The 23,685-nt window shown below is 49.5% G+C and carries 20 protein-coding genes and 1 pseudogene; 9 read left to right on the top strand and 12 right to left on the bottom strand.

The genetic code is table 11. The features are described 5' to 3' along the window. Nucleotides 1–37: 37 nt before the first annotated feature. The 6 genes from dinG (at nucleotide 38) to BZG83_RS01785 (ending at nucleotide 6,661) form a co-directional block, all read left to right on the top strand. Nucleotides 38–2,110: an ATP-dependent DNA helicase DinG gene (gene dinG / locus BZG83_RS01760; protein ID WP_077479129.1), complete on the top strand. Its 2,073-nt coding sequence runs from the start codon at nucleotides 38–40 to the stop codon at nucleotides 2,108–2,110. 15 nt (nucleotides 2,111–2,125) lie between these two features. Continuing rightward, nucleotides 2,126–2,899 (top strand): sulfite exporter TauE/SafE family protein, encoded by a 774-nt coding sequence (locus BZG83_RS01765; protein WP_077479130.1) that lies wholly within the window; start codon nucleotides 2,126–2,128, stop codon nucleotides 2,897–2,899. 15 nt (nucleotides 2,900–2,914) lie between these two features. Beyond that, nucleotides 2,915–3,469 carry a primosomal replication protein gene (locus BZG83_RS01770; RefSeq protein ID WP_077479131.1) on the top strand — a complete coding sequence of 185 codons (555 nt, stop codon included), beginning with the start codon at nucleotides 2,915–2,917 and terminating at the stop codon, nucleotides 3,467–3,469. An 83-nt stretch (nucleotides 3,470–3,552) separates the two neighbouring features. Next, on the top strand, nucleotides 3,553–4,458 hold the full coding sequence (locus BZG83_RS01775) for a histone deacetylase family protein (RefSeq protein ID WP_077479132.1): 906 nt from the start codon (nucleotides 3,553–3,555) through the stop codon (nucleotides 4,456–4,458). 9 nt (nucleotides 4,459–4,467) lie between these two features. After that, complete coding sequence (locus BZG83_RS01780) at nucleotides 4,468–4,653, top strand: DUF2496 domain-containing protein (protein ID WP_077479133.1); 186 nt, start codon at nucleotides 4,468–4,470, stop codon at nucleotides 4,651–4,653. Between the two features lie 577 nt (nucleotides 4,654–5,230). Further along, nucleotides 5,231–6,661 (top strand): alanine/glycine:cation symporter family protein, encoded by a 1,431-nt coding sequence (locus BZG83_RS01785; RefSeq protein ID WP_077456478.1) that lies wholly within the window; start codon nucleotides 5,231–5,233, stop codon nucleotides 6,659–6,661. Between the two features lie 78 nt (nucleotides 6,662–6,739). Here the strand turns inward: BZG83_RS01785 and BZG83_RS01790 are convergent, their stop codons facing one another. The 4 genes from BZG83_RS01790 to BZG83_RS01805 all read right to left on the bottom strand — a co-directional run bounded on the left by BZG83_RS01790 (nucleotide 6,740) and on the right by BZG83_RS01805 (nucleotide 11,501). After that, a complete protein-coding gene (locus BZG83_RS01790) occupies nucleotides 6,740–6,943 on the bottom strand; it encodes a hypothetical protein (RefSeq protein WP_069591341.1) in 204 nt (67 codons plus the stop codon). Nucleotides 6,944–7,088: 145 nt separating this feature from the next. After that, complete coding sequence (locus tag BZG83_RS01795; RefSeq protein WP_077479134.1) at nucleotides 7,089–7,820, bottom strand: 3'-5' exonuclease; 732 nt, start codon at nucleotides 7,818–7,820, stop codon at nucleotides 7,089–7,091. Between the two features lie 9 nt (nucleotides 7,821–7,829). Then, nucleotides 7,830–9,707: a DUF294 nucleotidyltransferase-like domain-containing protein gene (locus BZG83_RS01800; protein WP_077479135.1), complete on the bottom strand. Its 1,878-nt coding sequence runs from the start codon at nucleotides 9,705–9,707 to the stop codon at nucleotides 7,830–7,832. A gap of 177 nt (nucleotides 9,708–9,884) precedes the next feature. After that, complete coding sequence (locus BZG83_RS01805) at nucleotides 9,885–11,501, bottom strand: BCCT family transporter (protein ID WP_443216364.1); 1,617 nt, start codon at nucleotides 11,499–11,501, stop codon at nucleotides 9,885–9,887. 641 nt (nucleotides 11,502–12,142) lie between these two features. On the opposite strand from BZG83_RS01805, the gene BZG83_RS01810 reads away from it, so the two are divergent. Then, nucleotides 12,143–13,366, top strand: a complete 1,224-nt coding sequence (locus tag BZG83_RS01810) for a NupC/NupG family nucleoside CNT transporter (protein ID WP_077479137.1) — start codon at nucleotides 12,143–12,145, stop codon at nucleotides 13,364–13,366. Between the two features lie 143 nt (nucleotides 13,367–13,509). Then, complete coding sequence (yjjG, locus tag BZG83_RS01815; protein WP_077479138.1) at nucleotides 13,510–14,193, top strand: pyrimidine 5'-nucleotidase; 684 nt, start codon at nucleotides 13,510–13,512, stop codon at nucleotides 14,191–14,193. A 67-nt stretch (nucleotides 14,194–14,260) separates the two neighbouring features. Here the strand turns inward: yjjG and BZG83_RS01820 are convergent, their stop codons facing one another. After that, nucleotides 14,261–14,566 (bottom strand): hypothetical protein, encoded by a 306-nt coding sequence (locus BZG83_RS01820; RefSeq protein ID WP_077479139.1) that lies wholly within the window; start codon nucleotides 14,564–14,566, stop codon nucleotides 14,261–14,263. A gap of 371 nt (nucleotides 14,567–14,937) precedes the next feature. Here BZG83_RS01820 and BZG83_RS01825 point away from each other — a divergent pair, with 371 nt between their 5' ends. Then, nucleotides 14,938–15,432 (top strand): fasciclin domain-containing protein, encoded by a 495-nt coding sequence (locus tag BZG83_RS01825; RefSeq protein WP_077479140.1) that lies wholly within the window; start codon nucleotides 14,938–14,940, stop codon nucleotides 15,430–15,432. 127 nt (nucleotides 15,433–15,559) lie between these two features. Here BZG83_RS01825 and choV read toward each other — a convergent pair whose 3' ends face one another. From choV to BZG83_RS01860, 7 genes and pseudogenes are all read right to left on the bottom strand, one after another. Then, on the bottom strand, nucleotides 15,560–16,762 hold the full coding sequence (gene choV, locus BZG83_RS01830) for a choline ABC transporter ATP-binding protein (RefSeq protein ID WP_077479141.1): 1,203 nt from the start codon (nucleotides 16,760–16,762) through the stop codon (nucleotides 15,560–15,562). A 10-nt stretch (nucleotides 16,763–16,772) separates the two neighbouring features. Further along, nucleotides 16,773–17,615 (bottom strand): choline ABC transporter permease subunit, encoded by an 843-nt coding sequence (gene choW / locus BZG83_RS01835; RefSeq protein ID WP_077479142.1) that lies wholly within the window; start codon nucleotides 17,613–17,615, stop codon nucleotides 16,773–16,775. Between the two features lie 54 nt (nucleotides 17,616–17,669). Beyond that, nucleotides 17,670–18,623, bottom strand: a complete 954-nt coding sequence (locus BZG83_RS01840) for a choline ABC transporter substrate-binding protein (protein ID WP_241828267.1) — start codon at nucleotides 18,621–18,623, stop codon at nucleotides 17,670–17,672. 25 nt (nucleotides 18,624–18,648) lie between these two features. Continuing rightward, on the bottom strand, nucleotides 18,649–20,373 hold the full coding sequence (gene betA / locus BZG83_RS01845; protein ID WP_077479144.1) for a choline dehydrogenase: 1,725 nt from the start codon (nucleotides 20,371–20,373) through the stop codon (nucleotides 18,649–18,651). 23 nt (nucleotides 20,374–20,396) lie between these two features. Further along, nucleotides 20,397–21,857: a betaine-aldehyde dehydrogenase gene (gene betB, locus BZG83_RS01850; protein ID WP_077479145.1), complete on the bottom strand. Its 1,461-nt coding sequence runs from the start codon at nucleotides 21,855–21,857 to the stop codon at nucleotides 20,397–20,399. A gap of 54 nt (nucleotides 21,858–21,911) precedes the next feature. Continuing rightward, nucleotides 21,912–22,514: a transcriptional regulator BetI gene (gene betI, locus BZG83_RS01855; protein WP_077479146.1), complete on the bottom strand. Its 603-nt coding sequence runs from the start codon at nucleotides 22,512–22,514 to the stop codon at nucleotides 21,912–21,914. Between the two features lie 665 nt (nucleotides 22,515–23,179). Further along, nucleotides 23,180–23,685, bottom strand: a pseudogene (locus BZG83_RS01860) (cytochrome d ubiquinol oxidase subunit II); the annotation flags it as partial.

Genomic DNA, 23,685 nt, shown 5'->3' on the forward strand with positions numbered 1-23,685 from the left:
ATACTGCGCGCCATTCTCCCTTAAGCCGGACATATTGATGCTCAGCCCTGCCGTAAAATCAGACATCCGCGCCTGCTATCAAACCCTACAAGCGCAACTTCCCCACTTTGTTCCTAGAAAGGTACAAAACTATCTCGTGGCAGAGCTTGCAAAAACGCTAGCAGGCGATTACGACAACAAGCGCCGGCTATTTGTGGCGGAGGCGGGTACAGGTGTGGGCAAATCGATGGCCTATCTTATGGGGGCCATCCCCTTTGCGCTTAATAACAATAAAAAAGTGGTGATTTCGACCGCAACAGTGGCTTTGCAAGAGCAGTTAGCCAATAAAGATATTCCATTTTTTCGTCGCATCTGCCCAAAACCGTTTGATTTTATTCTGGCAAAAGGGCGCCAACGATATTGTTGTGCACACAAATTAAGTGCAGTGGCAGATACAGACAGCATTCAAGGCGCGCTGTTCACCCAAGAGCCCAAGCAAAACGAGCAACGGCTACTCAATGACATGTACTCGGCATTTAGCCGCGGAAAGTGGGATGGCGACCGCGATAGCTGGCCCAAGCCGATTGCCGATCACCTCTGGCAAGCCATTGCGTCAGACAAGCACACCTGCCACGCCGGATTGAACGCTCATCGTCAGTGCCCCTTCGCCAAGGCACGCGAGGCGATGGATAAAGCGGATGTTGTGGTCGTCAATCACAGCCTACTACTGGCCGATCTCGAGCTGGGTGGTGGGGTGATCTTGCCCGAGCCAGAGCAATGTCTTTATATGATTGATGAAGCCCACCATTTACCCACAGTCGCGCGCGACTTTTCTGCCGCCAATGCCAGTTTACTCGGTGCGACTGGATGGCTACAAAAGCTCAACCAAGCCGCGGTTAAGCTCGGTAATACCGCGGATATGAAGCGCGCAAGCCGCTTCGTGGATAGTTTATTAGACGCGATCCAAGTGCTGATCCCCACTTTACGCGACACCAACCAAATTATTAGTGGGTTACCCATCAATGAGGATGGCTGCTACCGTTTTGTTGATGGCGAACTGCCTGACGCCTTGGTAGAGCCCTGCCAGCAATTGAAGCAAGCGAGTAAAAAAGCCAACCAGAGCTTGGCGAAAATTCACGATTTGATCAACGAGCGACTGAAAGAAAATGACATTTCGGCCAAGCTCGCCGACCCTGCGCTTGCGGAAAGTGCCTTTTTCTTACAACGGCTCGAGAACCTAGAAAAAGTCTGGTCCCTGATGGCACAACCCAACGCAAACAAAGGTGCACCTCTCGCGCGTTGGGTACAACGTTGCCAAGAGCGTGAGGATGATCGCTGGGTCCACGTCTCACCGTTAGAAGTCGGCTGGCGCCTAGATCAAATGCTGTGGTCTCGGGCAGCTGGTGTCGGGCTGTTCTCTGCCACATTGCGAGCTCTCAATCGGTTTAGCTATTTTTGTCGCCAAGTCGGTCTAAGCGAAAGCGATGGCACGCGCTATTTAGCGTTACCCTCCCCCTTTGACTATACCAATCAAGCAAGGCTGATAGTGCCTGCTATGCCCTGTGAGCCACAAGCAAAACAGTTCACCGATGTGCTTAGCGATAAAGTGCTTGAGTATTTGGAAGGCGAAACCGCATCACTGGTGCTATTCGCCTCCTATTGGCAAATGCATCAAGTGGCTAAAACCTTGGAGCCGCACTGTCGCCGTCATCAATGGCAACTGCTCTGCCAAGGCACCCTGTCACGTAGTGCACTGTTAGACCAACATAAAGAGGCGGTAGCCGCCGGGAAAACCAGTATTATTTTTGGGACTGGCAGTTTCTCTGAAGGGCTAGATTTACCCGGTAACCTACTGACAAACTTGATTATTACCAAAATTCCCTTTGCTGTACCCACTTCACCAGTGGAAGAGGCCCATGCCGAATACATAGAAAAATGCGGCGGTAATCCGTTTTTGCAAATTTCGGTTCCCGAGGCAAGCAAAAAGCTGGTGCAATCGGTCGGACGCTTACTGCGCAAAGAGGAAGACTCTGGTAGAGTGGTGCTCCTTGACCGGCGCATTATCACCCGCAGATATGGCCAATCATTACTCGACTCGTTGCCACCCTTTAAGCGCGTCGTCGAACAATAACTAGAAAGAATTCGCATGCTTGAACTGATTGACCTCTCTACCCTGATTATTTTAGGGCTCACGGCGTTTGTCGCCGGCTTTATTGATGCGGTGGCTGGTGGTGGTGGAATGCTCACTGTCCCCGCCTTGCTATCATTAGGTTTACCCCCACATATTGCCTTAGGAACTAACAAACTTGCCGCCACTTTTGCGTCAAGTACCGCCGCCTTTACCTATTATAAGAAGCGGCTTTTTTCGCCTCGGTTCTGGCAACATGCCTTTTGGGCAACATTAATTGGTGCCACCTTAGGCACTTTGTTGGTTGATGTATTGAGCACCGAGTGGCTTGAAAAGGCGATTCCTTTGGTGGTGCTGGTCGCCGCGGTTTATACGGTATGGCACCCTCAGCCCAAGGTCGATAACCATAAATTGCCCGCGCCCTGCCCAAAGCTCCCCATTAAGCAATGGGGGCAAGGCCTATCACTGGGCTTTTATGATGGGGTAGCTGGACCCGGAACTGGCGCGTTTTGGACAGTCTCGACCATGTCGATGTATCGCATGAACATTTTGCTGTCATCGGGACTTGCCAAGGCGATGAATTTTACCAGTAACTTCACTTCCTTGGTTGCGTTTGCACTGCTGGGGCATGTTAACTGGGCACTCGGTCTGACGATGGGTGTCTGCTTGATGTTAGGCGCTTTTATTGGGGCCCATTCTGCGATTCGCTTTGGTAGCCGGTTTATCCGTCCGATTTTTGTCACGGCCGTGGTCGTGCTCGCGGGTAAGCTAGCATTAGACGCATGGTTTTAAGGTAATTTAACAATCATGAAAGCCCAGCTCGAAACAATGCACCAGTTACTCGACCAACTGGCTAAGCGTGCCGCTGAGGTCGATAGACGTCGCGGAGAAGCAAACGCGCCTTTGTTCTCCATTCAGCTTTTTCAATGCCAAGGCAAGCTGCTCACCCCTTGTGTAAACGAAGCGCAGGGGCTGCTTAATGTGATGCGACGCGACGACGAGCAAGGGCTATTGACCGAAGCAAGAGCGACACATATTTGTGAAACCTTATTGGCACAAATCAGTGCGCTGCAACGTGAGCTGGCGACACTTCCATTACGTAAACAAGAACAAGCATCCCGTGGACGTCGTCGCCAATCCATAGGTGAACTTTACCAAGAGCTCGCCAAACACCAAGATTGGGAACGACGCTTGGAAGACAAACTCAGAGATGCGAATGCTAGCGTCGATGCAGCAAGCACTCCGGCAGTCCGCCAAGACTACCAGAAGCAAGTTTTAGCCCTAGAGCAACGCTTAGCCCGTTGCCGCCAAGCTCGAGAACGTATTGAAAGTACCATCAGTTATCGTGAGCGCAAGACCTAGGGGCGCACGGGGTAAACCCAACATCATATTAAATCTGTTACGGCATTAGCCAATACGCGCAAATCAGCACAAAGGAGCTTAGGGTGTTACCTCTGATTTACCATCCTATTTATTCTGACTTCCCACTCCCAGAAGGTCATAGGTATCCCCTTCAGAAGTACCGCCTTCTATACGAGCGTCTCAGCGCATGCAACTTGCCAGTCACGTTCGACCAACCGACAGCGGCAGACCGTCGGGTGATCGACCCCGTGCATGATCACGACTATATCAATCACTTAATCAAAGGCGAGCTACCGCTGGCCAAAATGCGTCGAATAGGCTTTCCATGGAGTGAGGCCTTAATCACCCGCAGTCTCACTTCGTTAGGCGGCACCACCTTGACCGTTGACCACGCGCTTGAGACCGGACTTGCCATTCATCTAACCGGTGGCTACCACCACGCTCACTACGATTTTGGCAGTGGTTTCTGTTTATTTAATGACTTAATGATTGCGGCACGCCACGCACTGTCTCACCCTGGCATAGACAAGGTGTTAATTGTTGATTGTGACGTACACCATGGCGATGGAACAGCCGCTTTAGCGGCAGACCACCCTGATATCATCACCTTTTCAGTTCATTGTGAGAAGAATTTCCCCTCGCGTAAGCCGCCGTCGACGATAGATTTACCGTTACCTAAAGGCACCGGTGATGATGACTACCTCAGCGCATTTTTGCCCTTGCTCGAACTCGCCATCGCGCAGTATCGTCCTGACATGGTCATTTATGACGCCGGGGTCGACATTCATCGGGACGATGCGCTCGGCTATCTCGATGTGTCAACAAACGGCATCTATCAGCGCGATCTAGGCGTACTCTCGTGTTGCAAGCACAACCAAATTCCTGTCGCGGCAGTCATTGGTGGTGGTTATCACGATAATCACGACACCCTCGTCCCACTTCATGAACAATTGATCCGTGCCGCGTTACACGTGACCGAAAAGCAATAAGGAGCCCTCATGAACAAAGAAGCATCCCACACCCCGAACGGCCTTGAGAACGCTCCCGATGACGTTAAGCTCGCCGTTGACCTGATTTATTTGCTCGAAAGTCATCAAATTGACATCGACGTTGCGCTGTCAGCCATTGATATGGTCAAAACAGACTTGCTCAATAAAAAAGGCAGCAGATCGACACAAAAATAGGCAGACATAGCGTGCTCGCTTCTTTCATGTGACGACATTTTCATCAAACCCACGTGTTTTTGATCACAATTTTACGCGCTCTGACATAGTCCGCCTTTAGTCGCTTTTAACGAAAATTTATGCAATATTGTATTTGACTAAATCGCGTAAGTTCAAGTAATTAGCATGAAAAGCATTACATTTTATTTACAGTCAATATCACCAAAATCAATATACCGAGCAGGTTAATTTTTAATCAAACCGCCCTTCTCATAGTGTTTTGTCTCACAAATATCGGTATTATCCGGTGCGCTCCGCGTTGTGTACCTACTCATTCAATCAAGGTGCATAACTAACGTGAGAGCACTCTGGCAACAGTCGAGCATGGATTCAAAATGCTGTTGCACACCACGCTGGTTCCACGTTAGGCCACCAACCTAACCGCCCCTCAAGATGGGGACCAGCCGTTCGCCTGCATGGACTGCAGTTAAGTCACATGGACAGTGGTTGTCGGCCTTGGCGCTTGTCGTCACCTTTGCAAACACTCGACTTTTCAAGCTCAAGGCGTCTCCCAACAGACGAAAAACAGAGTTTTATGATGGAACTACTAGAAAACCTATTTGTGTCCATAATCGATACAGGTAATAGCCTCCTTTGGGGAAGCGTACTGATTTACTTATTGATTGGTCTAGGTCTGTACTTCACTGTACGTTCCGGCTTTATTCAATTTCGTAACTTTGGCCATATGTTCAAACTCATGGCCAATAGCCGTGATGGCGCATCAGGCGGCATCTCTTCTTTCCAAGCATTTAGCACCAGCTTGGCGGCACGTGTAGGTACCGGAAACATGGCCGGTGTCGCTGTGGCGATTTACTTAGGTGGCCCTGGCGCTATCTTCTGGATGTGGTTAACCGCATTGGTCGGTATGGCCACCAGCTTTGTCGAATCCACCCTCGCGCAAGCTTACAAAGTCAACCACAAAGACAACAGCTATCGTGGTGGTCCGGCGTATTACATTGAAAAAGGTCTTGGTCAGCGCTGGCTCGGTATCGCCTTCGCCGTGTGTCTGATTATTGCATTCGGCCTGGCCTTTAACGGGGTACAATCCAACTCAATTGCCGCTGCAATGAATACGGCATTTGGAGTCAATGAACTCGCAGTCGGGATCGCAATTACACTGGTCACCGCACCGGTAATTTTTGGTGGTATGCGCTCAGTGGCGCGTGTAGCGGAGCTTATCGTTCCGTTCATGGCACTTGCGTATCTTGCCGTGGCACTGTTTGTCGTTGCGATGAATATCGAGCAGCTTCCTGCCGTTATCTCGATGATTGTTAAGAGTGCGCTGGGCGTTGAACAAGCTGCCGGCGGTGCGATGGGTTATGCCATTGCCCAAGCAATGATGCAAGGTATCAAACGCGGCCTGTTCTCGAACGAAGCCGGTATGGGTTCTGCACCCAATGCCGCAGCAACAGCCACCACCAAGCCTAACCACCCTGCTGCACAAGGCTATGTACAAATGCTGGGGGTGTTTGTCGATACCATTGTGATCTGTACTGCAACCGCCTCGATTATCTTGATGTCTGGTATGCTCGACCCAGAAAGTGGTCTTACCGGTATTGCACTGACTCAAGAAGCCTTGGTGAGCCAAGTGGGTGACTGGGGTGCAGGCTTTATTGCCATTGCGATTTTGTTGTTCGCCTTTACGTCTATCATTGCGAACTACTCGTATGGTGAATCTAACATCGAGTATATCTTCAAGTGTCGTAAAGCCATCACTTTGTACCGTATCGCGGTTCTCTCTATGGTATTGGTGGGGTCAATTACTGACTTGCCGTTGATCTGGAGTTTTGCTGACTTATCGATGGGTATGATGGCGGTGATCAACTTAGTGGCAATTGCGCTACTATCTGGCATTGCGTTTGCGTTGATGAAAGATTATGAAGACCAACGCCGAGCGGGTAAGAAGCCAACGTTTGATCGTACTAAGTTCCCGAAACTGGACAAGCAAATCGATAAAGACGTGTGGTAACAACACCGATCTGTCGGTATCAACCTACAAAAACCACCGTTCAAGCGGTGGTTTTTTTATCGTTAAAGTCAGTGCGGATCACCAAGTGAGCCAATAGGCAATTAACAGCGCAAACACAATGCACGCACCGGCATAAAAGCCCAACTCAATTTTACGTGCCGTCATGTCTTCGGCCTCTTCGGGCTTTAACGTGAGTCCCCAGTAAGCAAAGCCAATGCCTGATGACAACAACAACACCCCAAGGCCAAACACCAGCCCTTCTACTGCATGGATAAATGTCATGTGCTTTCCTCTGATTATCAGTCGCTGATGTTGTAGCACATTCTTATTGCACTGAAAACCAGCACTCGACGTGCTATCGCCTGTAAACGGGTCTACGAACCATCCGTGTCTATGGTTCAATCAAAAAGCGATAGCCGTCTTAACATTAGCTCCATACATCGCTAATCGGTGTGTCAGGGGAAAAGTCGTGGGCCACTTGAGCTTGCAACAGCTCTGCCGTGGCAATGGCATCGGTTAAGGCATGATGACTTTGATAAAAAGGCAGCTGATACCGAGTGCGGCTGTCGGCTAACCGAATTGACACCGGCGGACGACGCATAATACGGTCCATTAAGCTGCGCTTACCGGTGCGGTGCTTCCGCGCCTCAAGCTCCATCGTATCGACCATCGGAAAAATAATCCCTTCCCCTAAACGCTGCTTAATGGCACGGTCAAGGAACTCTCGCTCGATACGGCGGTAATGCACCACAACGATCGCACCGGCGAGCGCGCTTAGCAGTGGTTCAATCACATGAGAAAAGTCTGGTGCATTCATAATGTCTGAATGGGTGATGCCATGAATAACAATCGAAGACTCCGCCAGCGGCCGATTGGGATTCACAATCCAGTGCTGCGCCTGTTGGCAGCGAACGCGACTAAGGGTAAAAGGCACCAGCCCAATACTGACAATGGCATCCTTTTCACTGTCTAGACCCGTGGTTTCAAAATCGAGTGCAACAAAAGGTACATCCTTTAGAGGCGTATCTGGTGCTACCCAGCCTTGTTGATAAAACGCCTGTAACGTCTCATGTTTCACTTGCTCTCGTTTGGTATCCAGCATGGCTTGCCAGTCTACGTGTTGCGCCGGGGCTTTCTTTTTAAGGTCAAAATGCAACATGCCAACCCCTTATGACCGATTCGGCTGATAGCGGAATTTCAAGAACTTCTGAGCGTTACTTAAAATCTGGAATGCATCTTTGAGGTTACGGCGCTCAAAATCGGATAGATTCTCCGGTTCTACGTTGTTATCTGGATCACGCCCCGCTTCGATATCCAGCGCTTGGTGACGAATACGCACCATGGAAATAAATTCCATCGCATCTCGAAGGTCTGGCCCTCGGCCTTTGGGCAAGATCCCAGATTCAATAATGTCGTCTAAGCGCTCAAACGAGTTTTGTGAGCGCGAATCGATAGCTAATGCGTGTACACGGATAAGATCGGCTAATGGCGCTGTACCACGGCGTTTGAGGTTAATAGAGTTATTGTGTCGCCCATCTTGCTCCATCACGAAATCTTTGAAAAAGCCCAAGGGCGGGGTGCGGTTTAAGGCATTGCGCGCCATTGAGGCTAAAAAGCGATTATTGCGACGTGCACGGCGACCAATGAAGGCTTTGAGTTGCTCAGCCCAGTTAGTTCGACCATAGACACCATCTAAATCAAAGAAAATATTGCTGTCGAGTAACGAGCGTGGGCTCGGATTATCAATCCAATCGGCGAAGCATTGTTCCCACTCTTTCAGCGTTTTGCGCCACTCAGGGTTGGTCGCCATGATGTTACCGGTACAATAGGTATACCCGCAGGCATCAAGTCCATCAGACACGCGCTTCGATAGTGCMTCAAAGTACGCGTTATGCTCGTCGTGGTTAAAACTATCGTCCAAGATAATGGCATTGTCTTGATCGGTTACAATCAGCTGCTCATCGCGTGCCATCGACCCCATCGCCAAAAAGCAATACGGAATAGGCGGCTCACCCAGCTCTTCTTCTGCTAACTCCAACAGGCGCTGCTTAAAACTGCGGCCAATCACGGACATCGCAGACCCAATCATGTGTGAGTTCGCGTCCTCATTGACCATACGTACAAAGCAATCTTTGACTTGTTTGGCTAACACCACTAAATCGTCCACCGATTGTTGGCGGAAAATACTGGCGACGAGGAACAAGCTGTTTTGCGATTCGTAACGTGCAATATCCGATAGTGCGACCACACCCAGTGGTTTGCCATGTTGCAGTACCGGTACGTGGTGGAGGTTTGAGCGCAGCATGGTGAGCATGGCTTCAAAGATGTAGGCATTATGATCGAGGGTGATCAGCTGGGGCGACATGATTTCTTGTACCGGCGTTTCATAAGGCAAGCCTTCTGCTAACACGCGATTACGTAAGTCACGATCAGTAATGATCCCCAGCACTGGATTCAGGCCAGTTTCTGGATCTGGCTCATCGCCCATCACCAAAATTGACGAGACCGCTTCTTGCGACATAACTTGGGCTGCATATTGTACCGAGTCGGTACTATCGATCATCACGGGGTCGCGAATAATCAGCTTCTTAACCTTGGACGTCGTCAGATCATTGGCTTCATTATGGCTCGATACCGCCTGACGTAATCGCGTCCGGTCTTCGACCTCGACAAAATCGGCAAAGTGTTCAAATTCATCAAACAAGCGGTTAAATGTCGCCTCAGGGATGAAGTACACCAAGGTGTCTTCGATCGCCTTGGCGGGCATACGCACCCGGTTGTTCATCAAAAGCCCCATTTGACCGAAGATATCCCCCTCGGCGATACGGTTGTACAAGGTGCCATTACGACGATACAGCTCGACAGCACCGCTACGGATCATGGCTAAATCATGAATCTCATCGCCGTAGGCAAAAATCGTCGTGCCCGCTCGGTGATAACTAATTTCGATGCTTTGCGCGACCTCAGCAACCACCTCTTCGGGAATCGATTCAAAAGGGGCGTATTGGGAAAGAAATGTCGCAATTTCAACTTGTTCAGCTTCCATGATGCTCACCTAGCGTTGCGAGAAAGTGCAAGGGTATGCGGTTGACTATTTACAATAGATGAAACCTAAAAGCGTTGTCTCACCCATCACATATCAAAGTTGTTGGTAATAAAAAAGGCAGTCCCGAGGGCCTGCCTTTTTCATCATAGCTAACTGTTAGTTACTTAGCACGTACAGTTACTTAGCGCGCGGCTCTGATGCCAACCCTTTAAACAAGGAAGCCGTCGCCACCAAGAGTACAATCGTGAACGGGAAGCCGGTTGAAACCGCCATCGCTTGTAGGGCAACCAAGCCACCACCAAGGATAAGCGCCACCGCAACTAGACCCTCGAAAGACGCCCAGAAAACACGTTGTGGCACTGGCACGTTCACTTTACCGCCTGCAGAAATGGTATCGATAACCAATGAGCCCGAGTCAGACGAGGTCACAAAGAACACGATAACCAGAATGATACCGATGAATGAGGTAATCGATGCCAACGGCAAATCATCCAACATCGCAAACAGTTTCAGTGACAGCTCTGCATCAACAACTGCGGTGTAACCTTCGTTTACAAATTGACCAATCGCGGTGCCACCGAATGCGGTCATCCATAACACACAAGCAGCAGATGGGATCAGCAATACGCAGGTGATAAACTCACGCACTGTGCGGCCACGAGATACACGCGCAATAAACATACCTACAAATGGGGACCATGAAATCCACCATGCCCAATAGAACGAAGTCCAGCCCTGCGTAAAGTTGGCATCTTCACGTGCAAACGGCATAGACAGCGCAGGCAAGTTTTGAAGGTACGCGGCGAGGTTACCAAAGAAACCGGTCAAAATGGCTAGCGTTGGACCCACTGCAATCACAAAGATAAGCAGTAGCAGCGCAAGCAGCATGTTCACTTCGGAAAGGCGTTTCACCCCTTTATCTACCCCGGCAACCACAGACAGGATGGCCATCGCGGTGATACCCATGACAAGCAGCACCTCAGTGGTGTTACCCAGTGGGGTATCAAACAGATAGTGAAGACCAGCAGACGCCTGTGATGCTCCGAGACCCAATGACGTTGCAAGGCCGAAGAGGGTCGCGATGATCGCAAGAATATCGATCACGTGGCCGGTCCAGCCCCATACACGCTCGCCAAAGAGCGGGTAAAAGACAGAACGCATGGTCAAAGGCAAACCTTTGTTGTAGGCAAACAGAGCCAGACCTAGCGCCAAGACAGCGTAGATAGCCCAAGGGTGAAGACCCCAGTGGAAAATCGTTGCAGACATACCTAGGCGTCGAGCCGCTTCAGCATCTCCGGCTGCAGCACCTAACGGTGCCCAGTCGGTACGAATACCGTTTGCATCAACAGCGGTACCGCCCAATGAGGTTTGAAAGTGTGTTAACGGCTCTGAAACACCGTAGAACATCAAACCAATACCCATACCGGCGGCAAACAACATCGCAAACCAACCCGCATAGCTATAATCCGGCTTAGCTTCTGTCCCGCCGAGACGAACGCGACCCAAAGGTGACACAATCAGCACTAGACAGGCGATAACAAAAATATTACCTGCAGAAAGGAAGAACCAGTCTAGGTTCGAGGTCAACCAACCCCGAAGATCACCAAAAACAGGGCCGATTTGGTTTTGAAATGCCAAAGTGACAAATACAAAGGCCATAATGGCCAGCCCCGAGACCATAAATACTCGGTTGTGAATATCAAAACCAAACGGGCCAAGTTTAACGGCCACGTTATCCTGACCGACCTGGTAGTCAGTATCGATCGGGTTAACTTTCCCGTCCGGTTTCATCATATCTTCATGGCTTTTATCGCTCACGAGTTAACTCCTTAGTCCGTTTGTTCGGAAGCCTGTGAGTGTCGGTGGCCTGTGCGCTCAATTGGCCTTTTCATCGCAAAACGCGGATAAAAAAGTTGACCAGCAGCAAGAACCGCAACATCCACACAGCTCACTACCCTAACATAAATGCGTAACGATTTAATTAGGGCACTAACCAAATGTCGATTTTATAACCAGCTATTAATCAATATATCCACTCAATCCCAGACTAGACGCGGCCTAGAACTCATTTGAACTCTTTATTTCAGAGCTATAAAGGATCGTGTCATACACATTCCTCTTCTAGGTTTAGCGGAAATACGCCGTATCATAAAAAGAATTCATTGATAGTGCTCACAAAAAATACCTATGTTCACCAGCAAAACTTTTGATGGATCACAAAGACATCGTGAATAGCATGCGTCTGTTCAAGTACCTATCGTGAAGCCGCTCTGAGCTCGCACGACTCGCCTACGAGCGCATAACCTCCAAGCCACAAAAATGCAAAATAATGCAACAATATGATTTATTCGTGACACTTGTCACACTGAGAAAAATAAGTACAATACCGCCGCAATCGTTTTCCATCCCAGTTTAACGTTTGCGGAGCAAGCATCATGCAATTTGGCATCGGCCTTTTGGGGATTAGCGTCCTCTTTCTTATCGCGATTGGATTTTCAGAAAATCGTCGCGCGATCAACTGGCGTACCGTCGGTGGCGCTTTCGTTATTCAAATCGTCTTTGCCGGGTTTATTATCTCCGTCCCGCTTGGTCAGCGCATTCTGGCTAACGCATCAGAAGCCGTGTCCGCAATTATTAGCTTTGGCGATATTGGTGCTGAGTTTCTATTTGGTGATCTCGCGAAATTTAAACTTGGCTTTATCTTTGCTTTCAACGTTTTACCAACTATCGTCTTTTTCTCCGCTCTGATCGCGGTGCTTTACCATTTAGGGATCATGGCTTGGATTATTCGCCTGATCGGTGGCGTACTACGACGCGTACTCGGCACCTCGCGCACTGAATCGATGTCAGCCACTGCCAATATCTTTGTCGGATCGGTAGAAGCCCCTCTTGTCGTGCGCCCTTTTCTCGCCTCAATGACGCGCTCAGAATTATTTGCAGTCATGGTCGGCGGGTTAGCCTCCGTCGCTGGAGGCACCATGGTTGGATACGCAGGCCTCGGTGTTGAAATGAAATACCTGRTCGCTGCCGCCTTTATGTCCGCACCAGCCGGTCTAATGATGGCAAAGATTATGGTCCCGCAGACCGAAGCGCCTATCAGCCATACCCAAGCGCAAGCCGAGCAAGATAACCACGATAAGCCTGTCAACTTGATCGATGCAGGCACACAAGGTGCTTTAAGTGGATTACAAATTGCGATGGCAGTCGGGGCTAGCTTACTGGCCGTGATCAGCATGATTGCGCTGATTAACGGCGGGTTGGGTAAACTTGGTCCTATGATCAATATGCCTCAGTTGAGCCTGGAGTGGATATTCGGCTATGTGTTTGCACCAGTTGCTTGGCTCATCGGTATTCCGTGGGGGGAAGCAATGACTGCGGGTACCTTGATTGGTAAGAAAATTGCGGTGAATGAATTTGTGGCGTTTGCTGATTTTATGAATCTAAAAGGTGCACTTTCTCCCCATAGCCAAGCCATTGTTACCTTTGCTCTGTGCGGCTTTGCCAACCTCACTTCGATCGCGATGTTGATGGGCGGACTGGGCGGTATTGTTCCAGAGCGCCGAGGTGATATCGCCAAATTAGGAATGCGTGCCATTCTTGCCGCCACCTTAGCAAATCTGATGAGCGCAACATTAGCAGGGCTGTATCTGACTTTGTAACCTCAATCACGCTAGATCGTTTTACCATCATTCTGACGGTTCAGTGTTTCTCACCAAGGACGGTGAGTGCACAAAAAAGCCTCGAAGAGAACGGGCTTCATCTGTTACACTTCATTTACTTAACGTAAAGAGATRTAGTCACCATGCGGTATCCTTGGATTCTTTTTGATGCAGATGAAACACTGTTTCACTTTGATGCGTTTGCAGGACTGCAACGCATGTTTTCACACTATGATGTCGATTTCGACCAACACGCCTTTGCCGAATATTCAGAACTAAACAAACCTTTGTGGGTGCAATATCAAAATGGCGAGATAGACGCACACACACTGCAAACCAAACGCTTTACCCATTGGGGAAAGCGGCTTAGAGTGGCACCGACAACGCTAAATCAGCACTTTTTGGATGCCATGGCCGAAATCTGTGAGCCACTCCCAGGCGCAGAAGCATTGCTAAACGCGATTCGTCCACACGCACACATTGGTATTATCACCAATGGCTTTACCGCGTTACAGGATGTCCGTTTAGAAAAAACAGGGTTCAAGCCAGCCATTTCTACTCTCGTGGTATCCGAGCAAGTCGGTTTTGCCAAACCTGACCCACGCATCTTCGAGCATGCTTTTGCAAAGATGGGCCATCCTCCTAAGTCTCAAATCCTTATGGTCGGCGATAACCCAATGGCCGATGTCCTCGGTGGCATGCGCGCAGGAATAGACACATGCTGGTTGAATCGCAACAAAAAGCCCCTGCCAGAAGGCGTGACGCYCACCCACCAAGTGGACTCACTGCATGCGCTCCAAGCGTGGCTCATGCCTGACAACGCCTAATCATAAAAAAAGAGAGCCAATGCTCTCTTTTTTGCTTTCCAACGATGTCTTTGCCTAATGGGGCAAATTAGCTGCGGTCACCGGCAACAAAAGCGGCTTTTTCTGCTTGTTGGCCTTGGTCGGTATTTGCAACATAAGTCACTGAACCACTGTTTTGGTCTTGGCTGTAAATGAATACACGACCTGATTCGTCAGTCACTTTGCTGTCCATGCTTTTTGAGCTGGTCACTTTCGCGCCTTTAACGGCTTGACCTTGTTCAGTCACTGATACCCAAGCACCGCCTTCTGCAGGTTGTACGTCAAGGTTAAGACCGCTCGCCATTACTGAGGTTGATGCGAGTGTCAGTGCAAAAATAGCTGCTAATTTTTTCATGATTGTTTCCTCTCTCGTTGTCGATTGATTGTTATTAAACGCCAATCTCGGTGACCAATTGTCACCACAATGTCTCTATTTGAAGATTTTCTTTGCGACCTTTCGTCGCGGGACGAGAGAGAAGGTACGCCGATAAAAGTGTGCTCACAATCACGTTTATGCGAATGACTTGTTCGAAAAATTGCACGTGATTTCACGATCAATCAGGCGTAAAAGATCATAGATGTGTGCCTCTCCTTGCCTACCAAAAGTGATCCTCTTTGCCGTTTCACTCGTTTTGCCAAGAGCCATGACATTCCTGAGCAGTCACTCACTGTCATTGTTGATGATGGTTTGGTGAGGAATGACTAATCGATGAAAAGGAGAGCAACATGCTAAAACGTACCTTCACGAAATTTGCGGTGACTGCCGCCTTGATTCTAGGAATGGGAAGCGCGATGGCTGCGCACCACAAAGGCGGCCACGATATTGTGGACACAGCCGCAAAAAATGATGACTTTTCTACCCTTGTGGCCGCAGTCAAAGCTGCAGGGTTAGTGGATACCCTCAAAGGAGAAGGGCCATTTACCGTCTTTGCGCCCACCAACGCAGCATTCGCTAAACTGCCAGAAGGGACGGTGGACATGCTTCTCAAGCCCGAAAACAAGGATAAGCTTGTCGATATCCTCACCTATCATGTCGTGCCGGGTAAGGTAACCGCGGAACAAGTGATGGGTATGTCGTCCGCCACCACGGTACAAGGCCGTGACATTATGATTAAGACCTCTTATGGCAAAGTTAAAGTCGATAACGCGACTGTAACCAAAGCCGATATTATGACGTCAAACGGTGTCATTCATGTGATTGATACCGTGATCATGCCTTAGCGACCACGCTACTGAGCCTACGATTGTACAGATAGTGATTTGACCTGTGCGGTCAGTCGTCAGTGACAAAAAAGCCTGCTCCATGAGCAGGCTTTGTCGTTGGTTAGGATTTATTCGCTGACGTGAGTCAAGCCGCTTGGCTATCGCACGACTGCTGATACTTGCCGAGCAAGGCATGGTAGAAATCGTGATCGGAAAGCGTGCCAACCAATTTGCCATTTTCTACCAGTAGCACGGGTTTGTTGGTGTGATAGCGGATTTCAATCGCATCACGCATTTCGWTATCAGGCGATGCCATTACAATGGTATCCGAGCTTACTTGTGATAAGTTTTCCATGTCTTTTTTCCATTCAGCCACACGCAAATGCTGTGTGCCCGCCATGGCCGACAATGCTCCCTGAGGCTCTACTGTCACCCAGATATCACGCTGATCGCACACCTTCCAACGGTTTTCAACGTGCGGCATGGTGTCGATATCTTTCATCATTGAGCGACCTTTCAGTACGTTCAATGGATTAGTGTGTGCCACAAAGTCGCGAACATAGTCCGTTTCCGGGCGCAGAACAATGTCTTCAGGCTTACCGTGCTGAATAAGCTGACCGGACTCCAAGATGGCAATGTTGTTACCAATTTTCAGTGCCTCGTCCAGATCGTGGCTCACAAACAAAATCGTTTTGTTGAGTTTTTTCTGCAGCTCCAGTAGCTCGTCTTGTAGCTGAGCACGGATCAAGGGATCCAGTGCGGAAAACGGTTCATCCATCAGTAGAATGTCACTGTCCATCGCAAAAGCACGGGCCAAGCCAACACGCTGCTGCATACCGCCAGACAGTTCATGTGGATACTGATAGGCCCAATCCGCCAATCCCACCATTTCAAGTTTTTCTAATGCTTGCTTACGGCGTTCTTTTTTACTGATGCCTTTCATTTCTAGACCGAAGGCAACGTTATCCACCACAGTTAACCAAGGCATCAGAGCGAATTTTTGGAATACCATTGAGGCACGGTTGGTACGCAGATGACGCAGCGTTTGTGCATCCACACTCGCCATATCCACCATTTGGTCACCATCGCGCACCTCAAGGCTGCCACGGCTAATCGGGTTAAGGCCATTCACCGCCCGTAACAAGCTCGATTTACCTGAGCCAGATAAGCCCATCAATACGCAAATCTCACCTTCTTTTACATTAAGTGACACATTGTCCACACCCACGACTTGACCAGTTTGATCGATGATCTCTGATCGCGTTAAGCCTTTGTCGAGCAGGTCGAGTGCTGGTTGTACGTTGTCACCGAAAACAACATCAAGATTTTTAATTGCGATTGCGTCCATGGTATCCCCCTTATTCGTTGCCTTGGTTTGGTGCTTTACACAGGCGGTCAAGAATGATGGCTACCAATACAATCGCCAGACCCGCTTCAAAACCTTGAGAAATGTTGACAGTGTTTAGTGCGCGAACCACTGGCTTACCGAGGCCGTCAGCCCCCACTAGTGCGGCGATAACTACCATCGACAGTGACAACATAATACATTGCGTCACACCCGTCATAATGCTTGGCAGTGCCGCGGGCAATTCCACTTTAAACAAAAGCTTCATGCGGTTGGCGCCAAATGCACGGCCAGCTTCCACCAACTCCTCTGGCACACGTGTAATGCCGAGATAGGTCAAACGAATCGGTGCCGCAATCGCAAAGATGATGGTGGAAATCAGTCCCGGTACAATCCCTAAGCCGAACAGAACCAGCGTTGGAATCAAATATACAAAAGGCGGTACCGTCTGCATTAAGTCCAAGAGTGGACGCATGATGGTATACGCTAAGGGCCGGTGAGCAGCCATTATCCCAAGCGGTATGCCAATTAATACGGAAATCGTTGTCGCGGCAAACACCAGAACAAAGGTTTCCAGCATCTCTTGCCAGTAGCCCAGGTTGAGGATCAACAAGAGCGCACTCACAACAAAGATCACGATGGAAATTCGACGCTGCAGGTACCACGCTAACGCAGCTGTCATGATGATAGGCATTGCAGGTGGCATCCATTTAAAGATGTCGACCAAAAACATGATGCTGGTATCTAAACCAATCGAGATGGCATCAAAGAAGCCCGCGGCGTTCATGGTTAACCAGTCAACGCCATTTTCCATCCATTGACCGAGTGGGATCTTGTTATCTGTAATAATATTCACAATAAAACCTTAGGGGGCGGCGATTAAACCGCCCTCTCCTTCTACACTTTTTTGTTACGCTTCAGTCTTTTTAAGATATTCAGTCACAGCTTCTACGGCATTTTTACCGTCTAGTGTGGTGATACCATCTAGCCACTTGTTCAACACACTTGGGTTGTTACGTAGCCATTCGCGCGCTGCAATCTCTGGTTTCTCGCCGTCATTCAGGATTTTGCCCATCATTTCGTTTTCCATCTTGAGGCTAAACTCAAGCTGCTCGAGCATTTGACCCACATTCGAACATTGCTCGACATAGCCACTACGAACATTGGTATGAACCGTGGCACCGCCGTAGTTAGGGCCGAAGTAGTCATCTGCACCAGACAGATACTTCATATCAAAGTTGCTATTCATTGGGTGTGGGGCCCAACCTAGGAAAGCAACCCATTTGTCGCGGCGAACGGCACGCGAAACCTGTGACACCATGCCCGCTTCGCTTGATTCGATCAGGCGGAAATCTCCCAGATTGAAATCATTAGTATCAATCATTTTTTGGATTTGACGGTTACCGTCGTTACCAGGCTCGATGCCATAAATGCGTGAGTCGAATTTGTCAGCGTATTCCGCGATATCTGCAACACTGGTCACGCCTGCTTCGTAGACGTACTTAGGTACGGCAAGCGTGTATTTAGCGCCAGTCAGGTTGGCACGAACACTATCGATCGAGCCTTCATCTAGATATTTTTTAATATCGCCCGTTTGGGTTGGCATCCAGTTACCGAGGAATACGTCGATGTCGCCCGACGCCAGAGATGAAAAAGTTACAGGCAGTGACAGCAAGTCTGTCTCTGTTTTGTAGCCCATGCCTTTTAGCACTTCTGTGGTGATGGCTGTGGTTGAGGTCACGTCCGTCCAACCGATATCCGAGAAACGTACCGTCTCACATTGGTTGGCAGCAGCGCTAAACGCCACCATAGAGCTCAGGCCAACCGCGGTCATCAGGGTTTTGGTGGTCTTACGTTTGTTCATTSACATCTTGGATTCCTTGTAATGCTTACTGATTAGTTTCCAGTGAAGGCGCACCTTCGGTGGCTTTCTCACTTTGCGCGTTCTGATTGCGTTGCTTCTGCTGCCACTCAGCCGCAATCCATACTGGCACCTGCTCAGCAGGCAAGAGTGGCTTGTCGAGAATCATGTCAGCGGCGCGCTCCGCTACCATGATGGTTGGGGCATTCAAGTTGCCATTTGGAATGGTGGGGAAAATCGATGAATCCACCACGCGCAAACCTTGAATCCCTCGAACACGGCACTGCTCATCGAGTACCGCCATCGAATCGTTGTCTGCACCCATTTTGCAGGTACACGATGGGTGATACGCACTTTCCACGTTCTCTTTCACCCAACGATCAATCGCTTCGTCTGTGGTGACATCACGACCCGGTTGAATCTCTTCACCACGGAAGGGATCCATAGCACTTTGATCCATGATTTCACGGGTCAAACGAATGGTGTCGCGCCAGTCTTGGCGATCTTGTTCGGTAGTAATGTAATTAAACAGGATCGACGGTTTATCTTGCGGATCCGCTGACTTGATACGCACATGGCCGCGGCYTTCAGGCTTGTTTGGGCCCACATGGACTTGAAAACCATGCCCATCAAACGCSGCTTTACCGTCGTAACGCATCGCTGCAGGTAAAAAGTGGTACTGGATATTTGGCCACTTCAACCCTTTGCGTGAACGGATAAAGGCACATGATTCAAAATGGTTGGTGGCACCCAAGCCTTTACGGGTCAAGATCCACTCAGTACCGATCATTCCCTTGCTAATTAACCCCAGCTTGCTGTTGAGCGTAATCGGCGCTTTACAATGGAACTGGAAGTAAACTTCGAGGTGGTCTTGCAGGTTTTCACCCACACCCGGCAACTCATGCTTGACGTCAACACCGGCATTTTCCAGTACGTCACGTGCGCCAATACCTGAAAGTTGCAGCAGTTGCGGTGAGCCCACTGATCCCGCGCTGGAAATGACTTCTTTGTCTGCCATCACGCGTTCAATTTTGCCGCCTTTTTCAAATTCCACACCTACCGCACGTTTGCCTTCCAGCAAGACACGACGAGTCACAACACCCTTTTTCAAGGTCAGATTGCTGCGCTTCAGCGCGCGACGTAGGTAGGCATTTGACGTTGAAGCGCGCACACCCTTATCAACCGTCATATGCATCGGCCCAAAGCCTTCTTGCTGATAACCGTTGTAATCTTTGGTTTCTGGATAGCCTGCTTCGACACCCGCATCAATAAATGCTTGATAAAGCGGGTTGAGTTTCATGTCGTTGCCGTTACACGTACCGACAGGGCCCTGACCACCACGGTAAGTATCTTCACCGCCTGACCAGCTTTCTGCACGTTTGAAGTAAGGCAAGCAGCTAGCGTAATCCCAGCCATTGGCACCGTGCTCAACCCATTCTTCGAAATCGCAAGCGTGACCACGCACATAGACCATGCCATTAATAGATGAACTACCACCCAGCACTTTACCGCGTGGGCAATGTAGCTGACGGCCATCCAAGCCTGGCTCAGGCAAAGACTCAAACTGCCAAGCATAGCGTTTGGTATTCATGGGATAAGACAGCGCCGTAGGCATCTGAATAAAAATGCTTTTATCGGTGCCACCGGCTTCAAGCAATAGCACTTGATGTTCGCCGGACTCGGTGAGCCGATCCGCCAGCACACAGCCGGCCGAACCCGCGCCGACGATAATATAATCGTAGCGTTGTGACATATTGGTCGCTCCGTTAACTGAGGTTAGGCGTATGGGCTAGCGAAATCGCCTAGCTCAATCAGTACACTCTTGGTTTGGGTATAGTGAGTCAGGGTCTCGACACCATTCTCACGGCCGATGCCTGATTGCTTGTAGCCACCGACAGGCATTTCTGCTGGCGAATCACCCCAGGTGTTCACCCAACAAATACCGGCTTCAAGCTGATGGATCACGCGATGCGCACGCGACAGGTTTTGGGTAAAGATGCCCGCTGCCAACCCATAATGGGTATTGTTGGCACGACGAATGACCTCTTCCTCGTCTGAGAAACGCAACACTGACATCACAGGGCCAAAGATCTCGTCGCGCACATGCGCCATGTTGTCATCACAATCGGTGAAGATAGTCGGGGCCACAAAGTTACCTTTGTCGAGACCATTCTCCATTAAGCGTTCGCCGCCAGTTAGCAGGGTGGCACCACTTGCTTTCGCGCCTTGAATGGCCGTCATCACTTTTTCAAGGTGCTCGGTTGAAATCAATGCACCAACTTGGGTGTTCATATCCATTGGATCGCCGACGACCAGTTTCTCGGTGCGCGATTTCAGCTGCTCGACAAACGCGTCATAAATGCTGTCGTGAACAAAGACACGGGTACCGTGTGTACATACCTCACCTTGGGTATAGAAGTTGGCGACCATAGCCGCAGATACCGCATTGTCTAAATCCGCATCATCAAACACGATACAAGGTGACTTACCACCCAGTTCCATGGTGACTGATTTCAGGGTCTTCGCGGCATCACCCATCACGGTCTTACCGGTACCGACTTCACCGGTGAAAGAAACCTTGGCAATCTCTGGGTGTGCTGTCAGCATTTGGCCAACACGATAATCACCTTGCACCACATTGAATACGCCGTCAGGCATACCGGCTTCAGTGAAGATCTCTGCCAACTTAAGGGCTGTAAGCGGGGTTTCTTCCGATGGCTTGAATACCATGGCATTGCCTGCCGCCAATGCTGGCGCTGATTTCCACATCGCAATTTGAATCGGATAGTTCCACGCACCAATGCCTGCACACACGCCAAGTGGCTCACGACGGGTGTAGAAAAATTGGTTGTCAGACAGCGGTTGCTGCTCACCTTGCATGGATGGCACCAGATTGGCGAAATATTCAATCGCATCAGCACCGGTTACCACATCAACCTCAATCGCTTCTTGCAACGGCTTACCCGTATCAAGGACTTCCAGTTTCGCCAGTTCATCATTGCGCTCACGCAACAAAGCAACCGCCTTCAATAGAATTCGGCTACGCTCCATCGCGGTCATGCGAGACCAAACGGCAAAGCCTTCTTTTGCGGCATCAATCGCTTTCTGCACATCGTCTGCAGAAGCTTGGCCGATCTGTGCCAGTGTTTCACCCGTTGCAGGGTTCACGGTGGCAAAGTATTCACCACTGGATACGTCAGTTAACTGACCATTAATAAAAAGCGTTTTCGCGTCCATGATTAATCCTGAATTCTTTTCTGTTCGTGTGTGCATGTCAGCTGCTATCCCGGGTTAGCCCTGAGGACGACCATAAAAGGTCAGTTGCTTATCTAAATAGTCATTGATAATGGTGCGAGCGTTATTGGCATCAATACCTTTAGGGTTCAATGCACCGCGCAACCAAATACCATCAATCAATGCTGCAATCCCCTGAGCAACCATGACAGCCTGCTCGACCGGCAATAGCGCTTTAAGCTCAATACGCAAATGCGACAGCAAGCGCTTCTCGTTCACGCGCTGTAAACGATGTAACTCATTGTCATGCATGGCATATGACCAGAACGCGAGCCAAGTTTTCACCACATCGGATTGGGCCTGAAAACCTTCAAAGTTCGCGTTAATGATCGCATTAATACGCGCTTGGTGGTGATGACGAGGGATCCCACGCAACGTGTTAATGACAGTGGMTGAAAGCTCGCGCAATACCACGCGCATTGTTTCTTCCAGCAAACCATGCTTACCACCAAAATAGTGGTTGATAATGCCTGTTGATACGCCGGCTTCCTTACTAATCAAAGAGATACTTGCCGCATGTAGACCAACGCGACCAATCACAGTCATGGTGGCTTTAACGAGCTGCGGTTTACGTACTTCCGGCATCCCTACCTTAGGCATTGTTGCTCCCATTCGTTTTTAATTGAACGATTAGTTAAATATAATCTTACACGCTAATATTTAGATCTCAAATAGATTTTTTAACCAAATCGCTACACGACCAACCCTCAAAAAACAGAAACATACAACTACAACAATGATTTAGGTCAATTTCAAAAAGGTTTGTTCCAGATCAAATCTTTTGTGCTGATAGCAGTATTTGTGAACAAATCGGTCGAAATTCCACCACAAAGCTATGGTGGCGCAGGAAATAGTAAGGGGAATAAGGATTCATTTTCACTCAATGCGGGCCGAAACCAACCGCGAGTCAAGGATTCAAAACACGCTCAACGCTGAGCCAAAAATGCGAAAATGAGCGACAAAACGCAAAATTTAACCGACGTTATCTACAAAAAGAGGAGGGACGCCAGTCTGAAAGCACGCATCAGCTGATCACAAACCATGATGGGCCACTCCAGCTAGAGCGTCGAGAAGCACAAACTATAACGAGATATAACCTTTCGCGCGACCAATATTTAGGGCCCGAAATATTGATCAAAAAGGCTGGTTACCGCTAACCGTTTTATCGTGACGGGCATACCATCGCTATCACACTCAAACGCCGAGCAAAAAAAAGCCCAGCGTCTATCGCTGGGCTCATCGACTAGGGGTGTGTTACGTATGGCTTACTCGTAGTTAAGCTCGGTGGCTTTTCCTGAGAAGACACGGTACACAAAGAGGGTGTATAAGAAGATCATCGGTAGCACGAACATCGCACCGTAACCGACAATCAACAGGGTACCAGTGGCACTCGCCGCCTCTTTCGCCGTCATCACGCCGGGGATAATGTCAGGGAAGAAGCTGTATGCTAAGCCAAAAAAGCTCATTGCAAACAAAATGATCGCGCCAATGAATGGGAACTGATAGCCCACATCATTTTCGACCGGTACGTGACGCAGATAGCGGTCTACCAACAACATAATGGCAAGACACACCAGTGGCACGGGTGCCAGTAATAAAATCTCCAAACCAACGCTCGGCTACTGTCTCACTCACCAGCGGATTGACAATACTGATAGCCTGATAGCTAATACGCCAAGCGCCGCAAGCCAGCCACCGCGGCGAGACCATTTCGCCGCGCGCTTTTGCAAGTCCCCTTCCGTTTTCATCACCAGCCAAGTGCCACCAATAT

Source organism: Salinivibrio sp. PR919, assembly GCF_001995355.1.
Taxonomy (GTDB): domain Bacteria; phylum Pseudomonadota; class Gammaproteobacteria; order Enterobacterales; family Vibrionaceae; genus Salinivibrio; species Salinivibrio proteolyticus.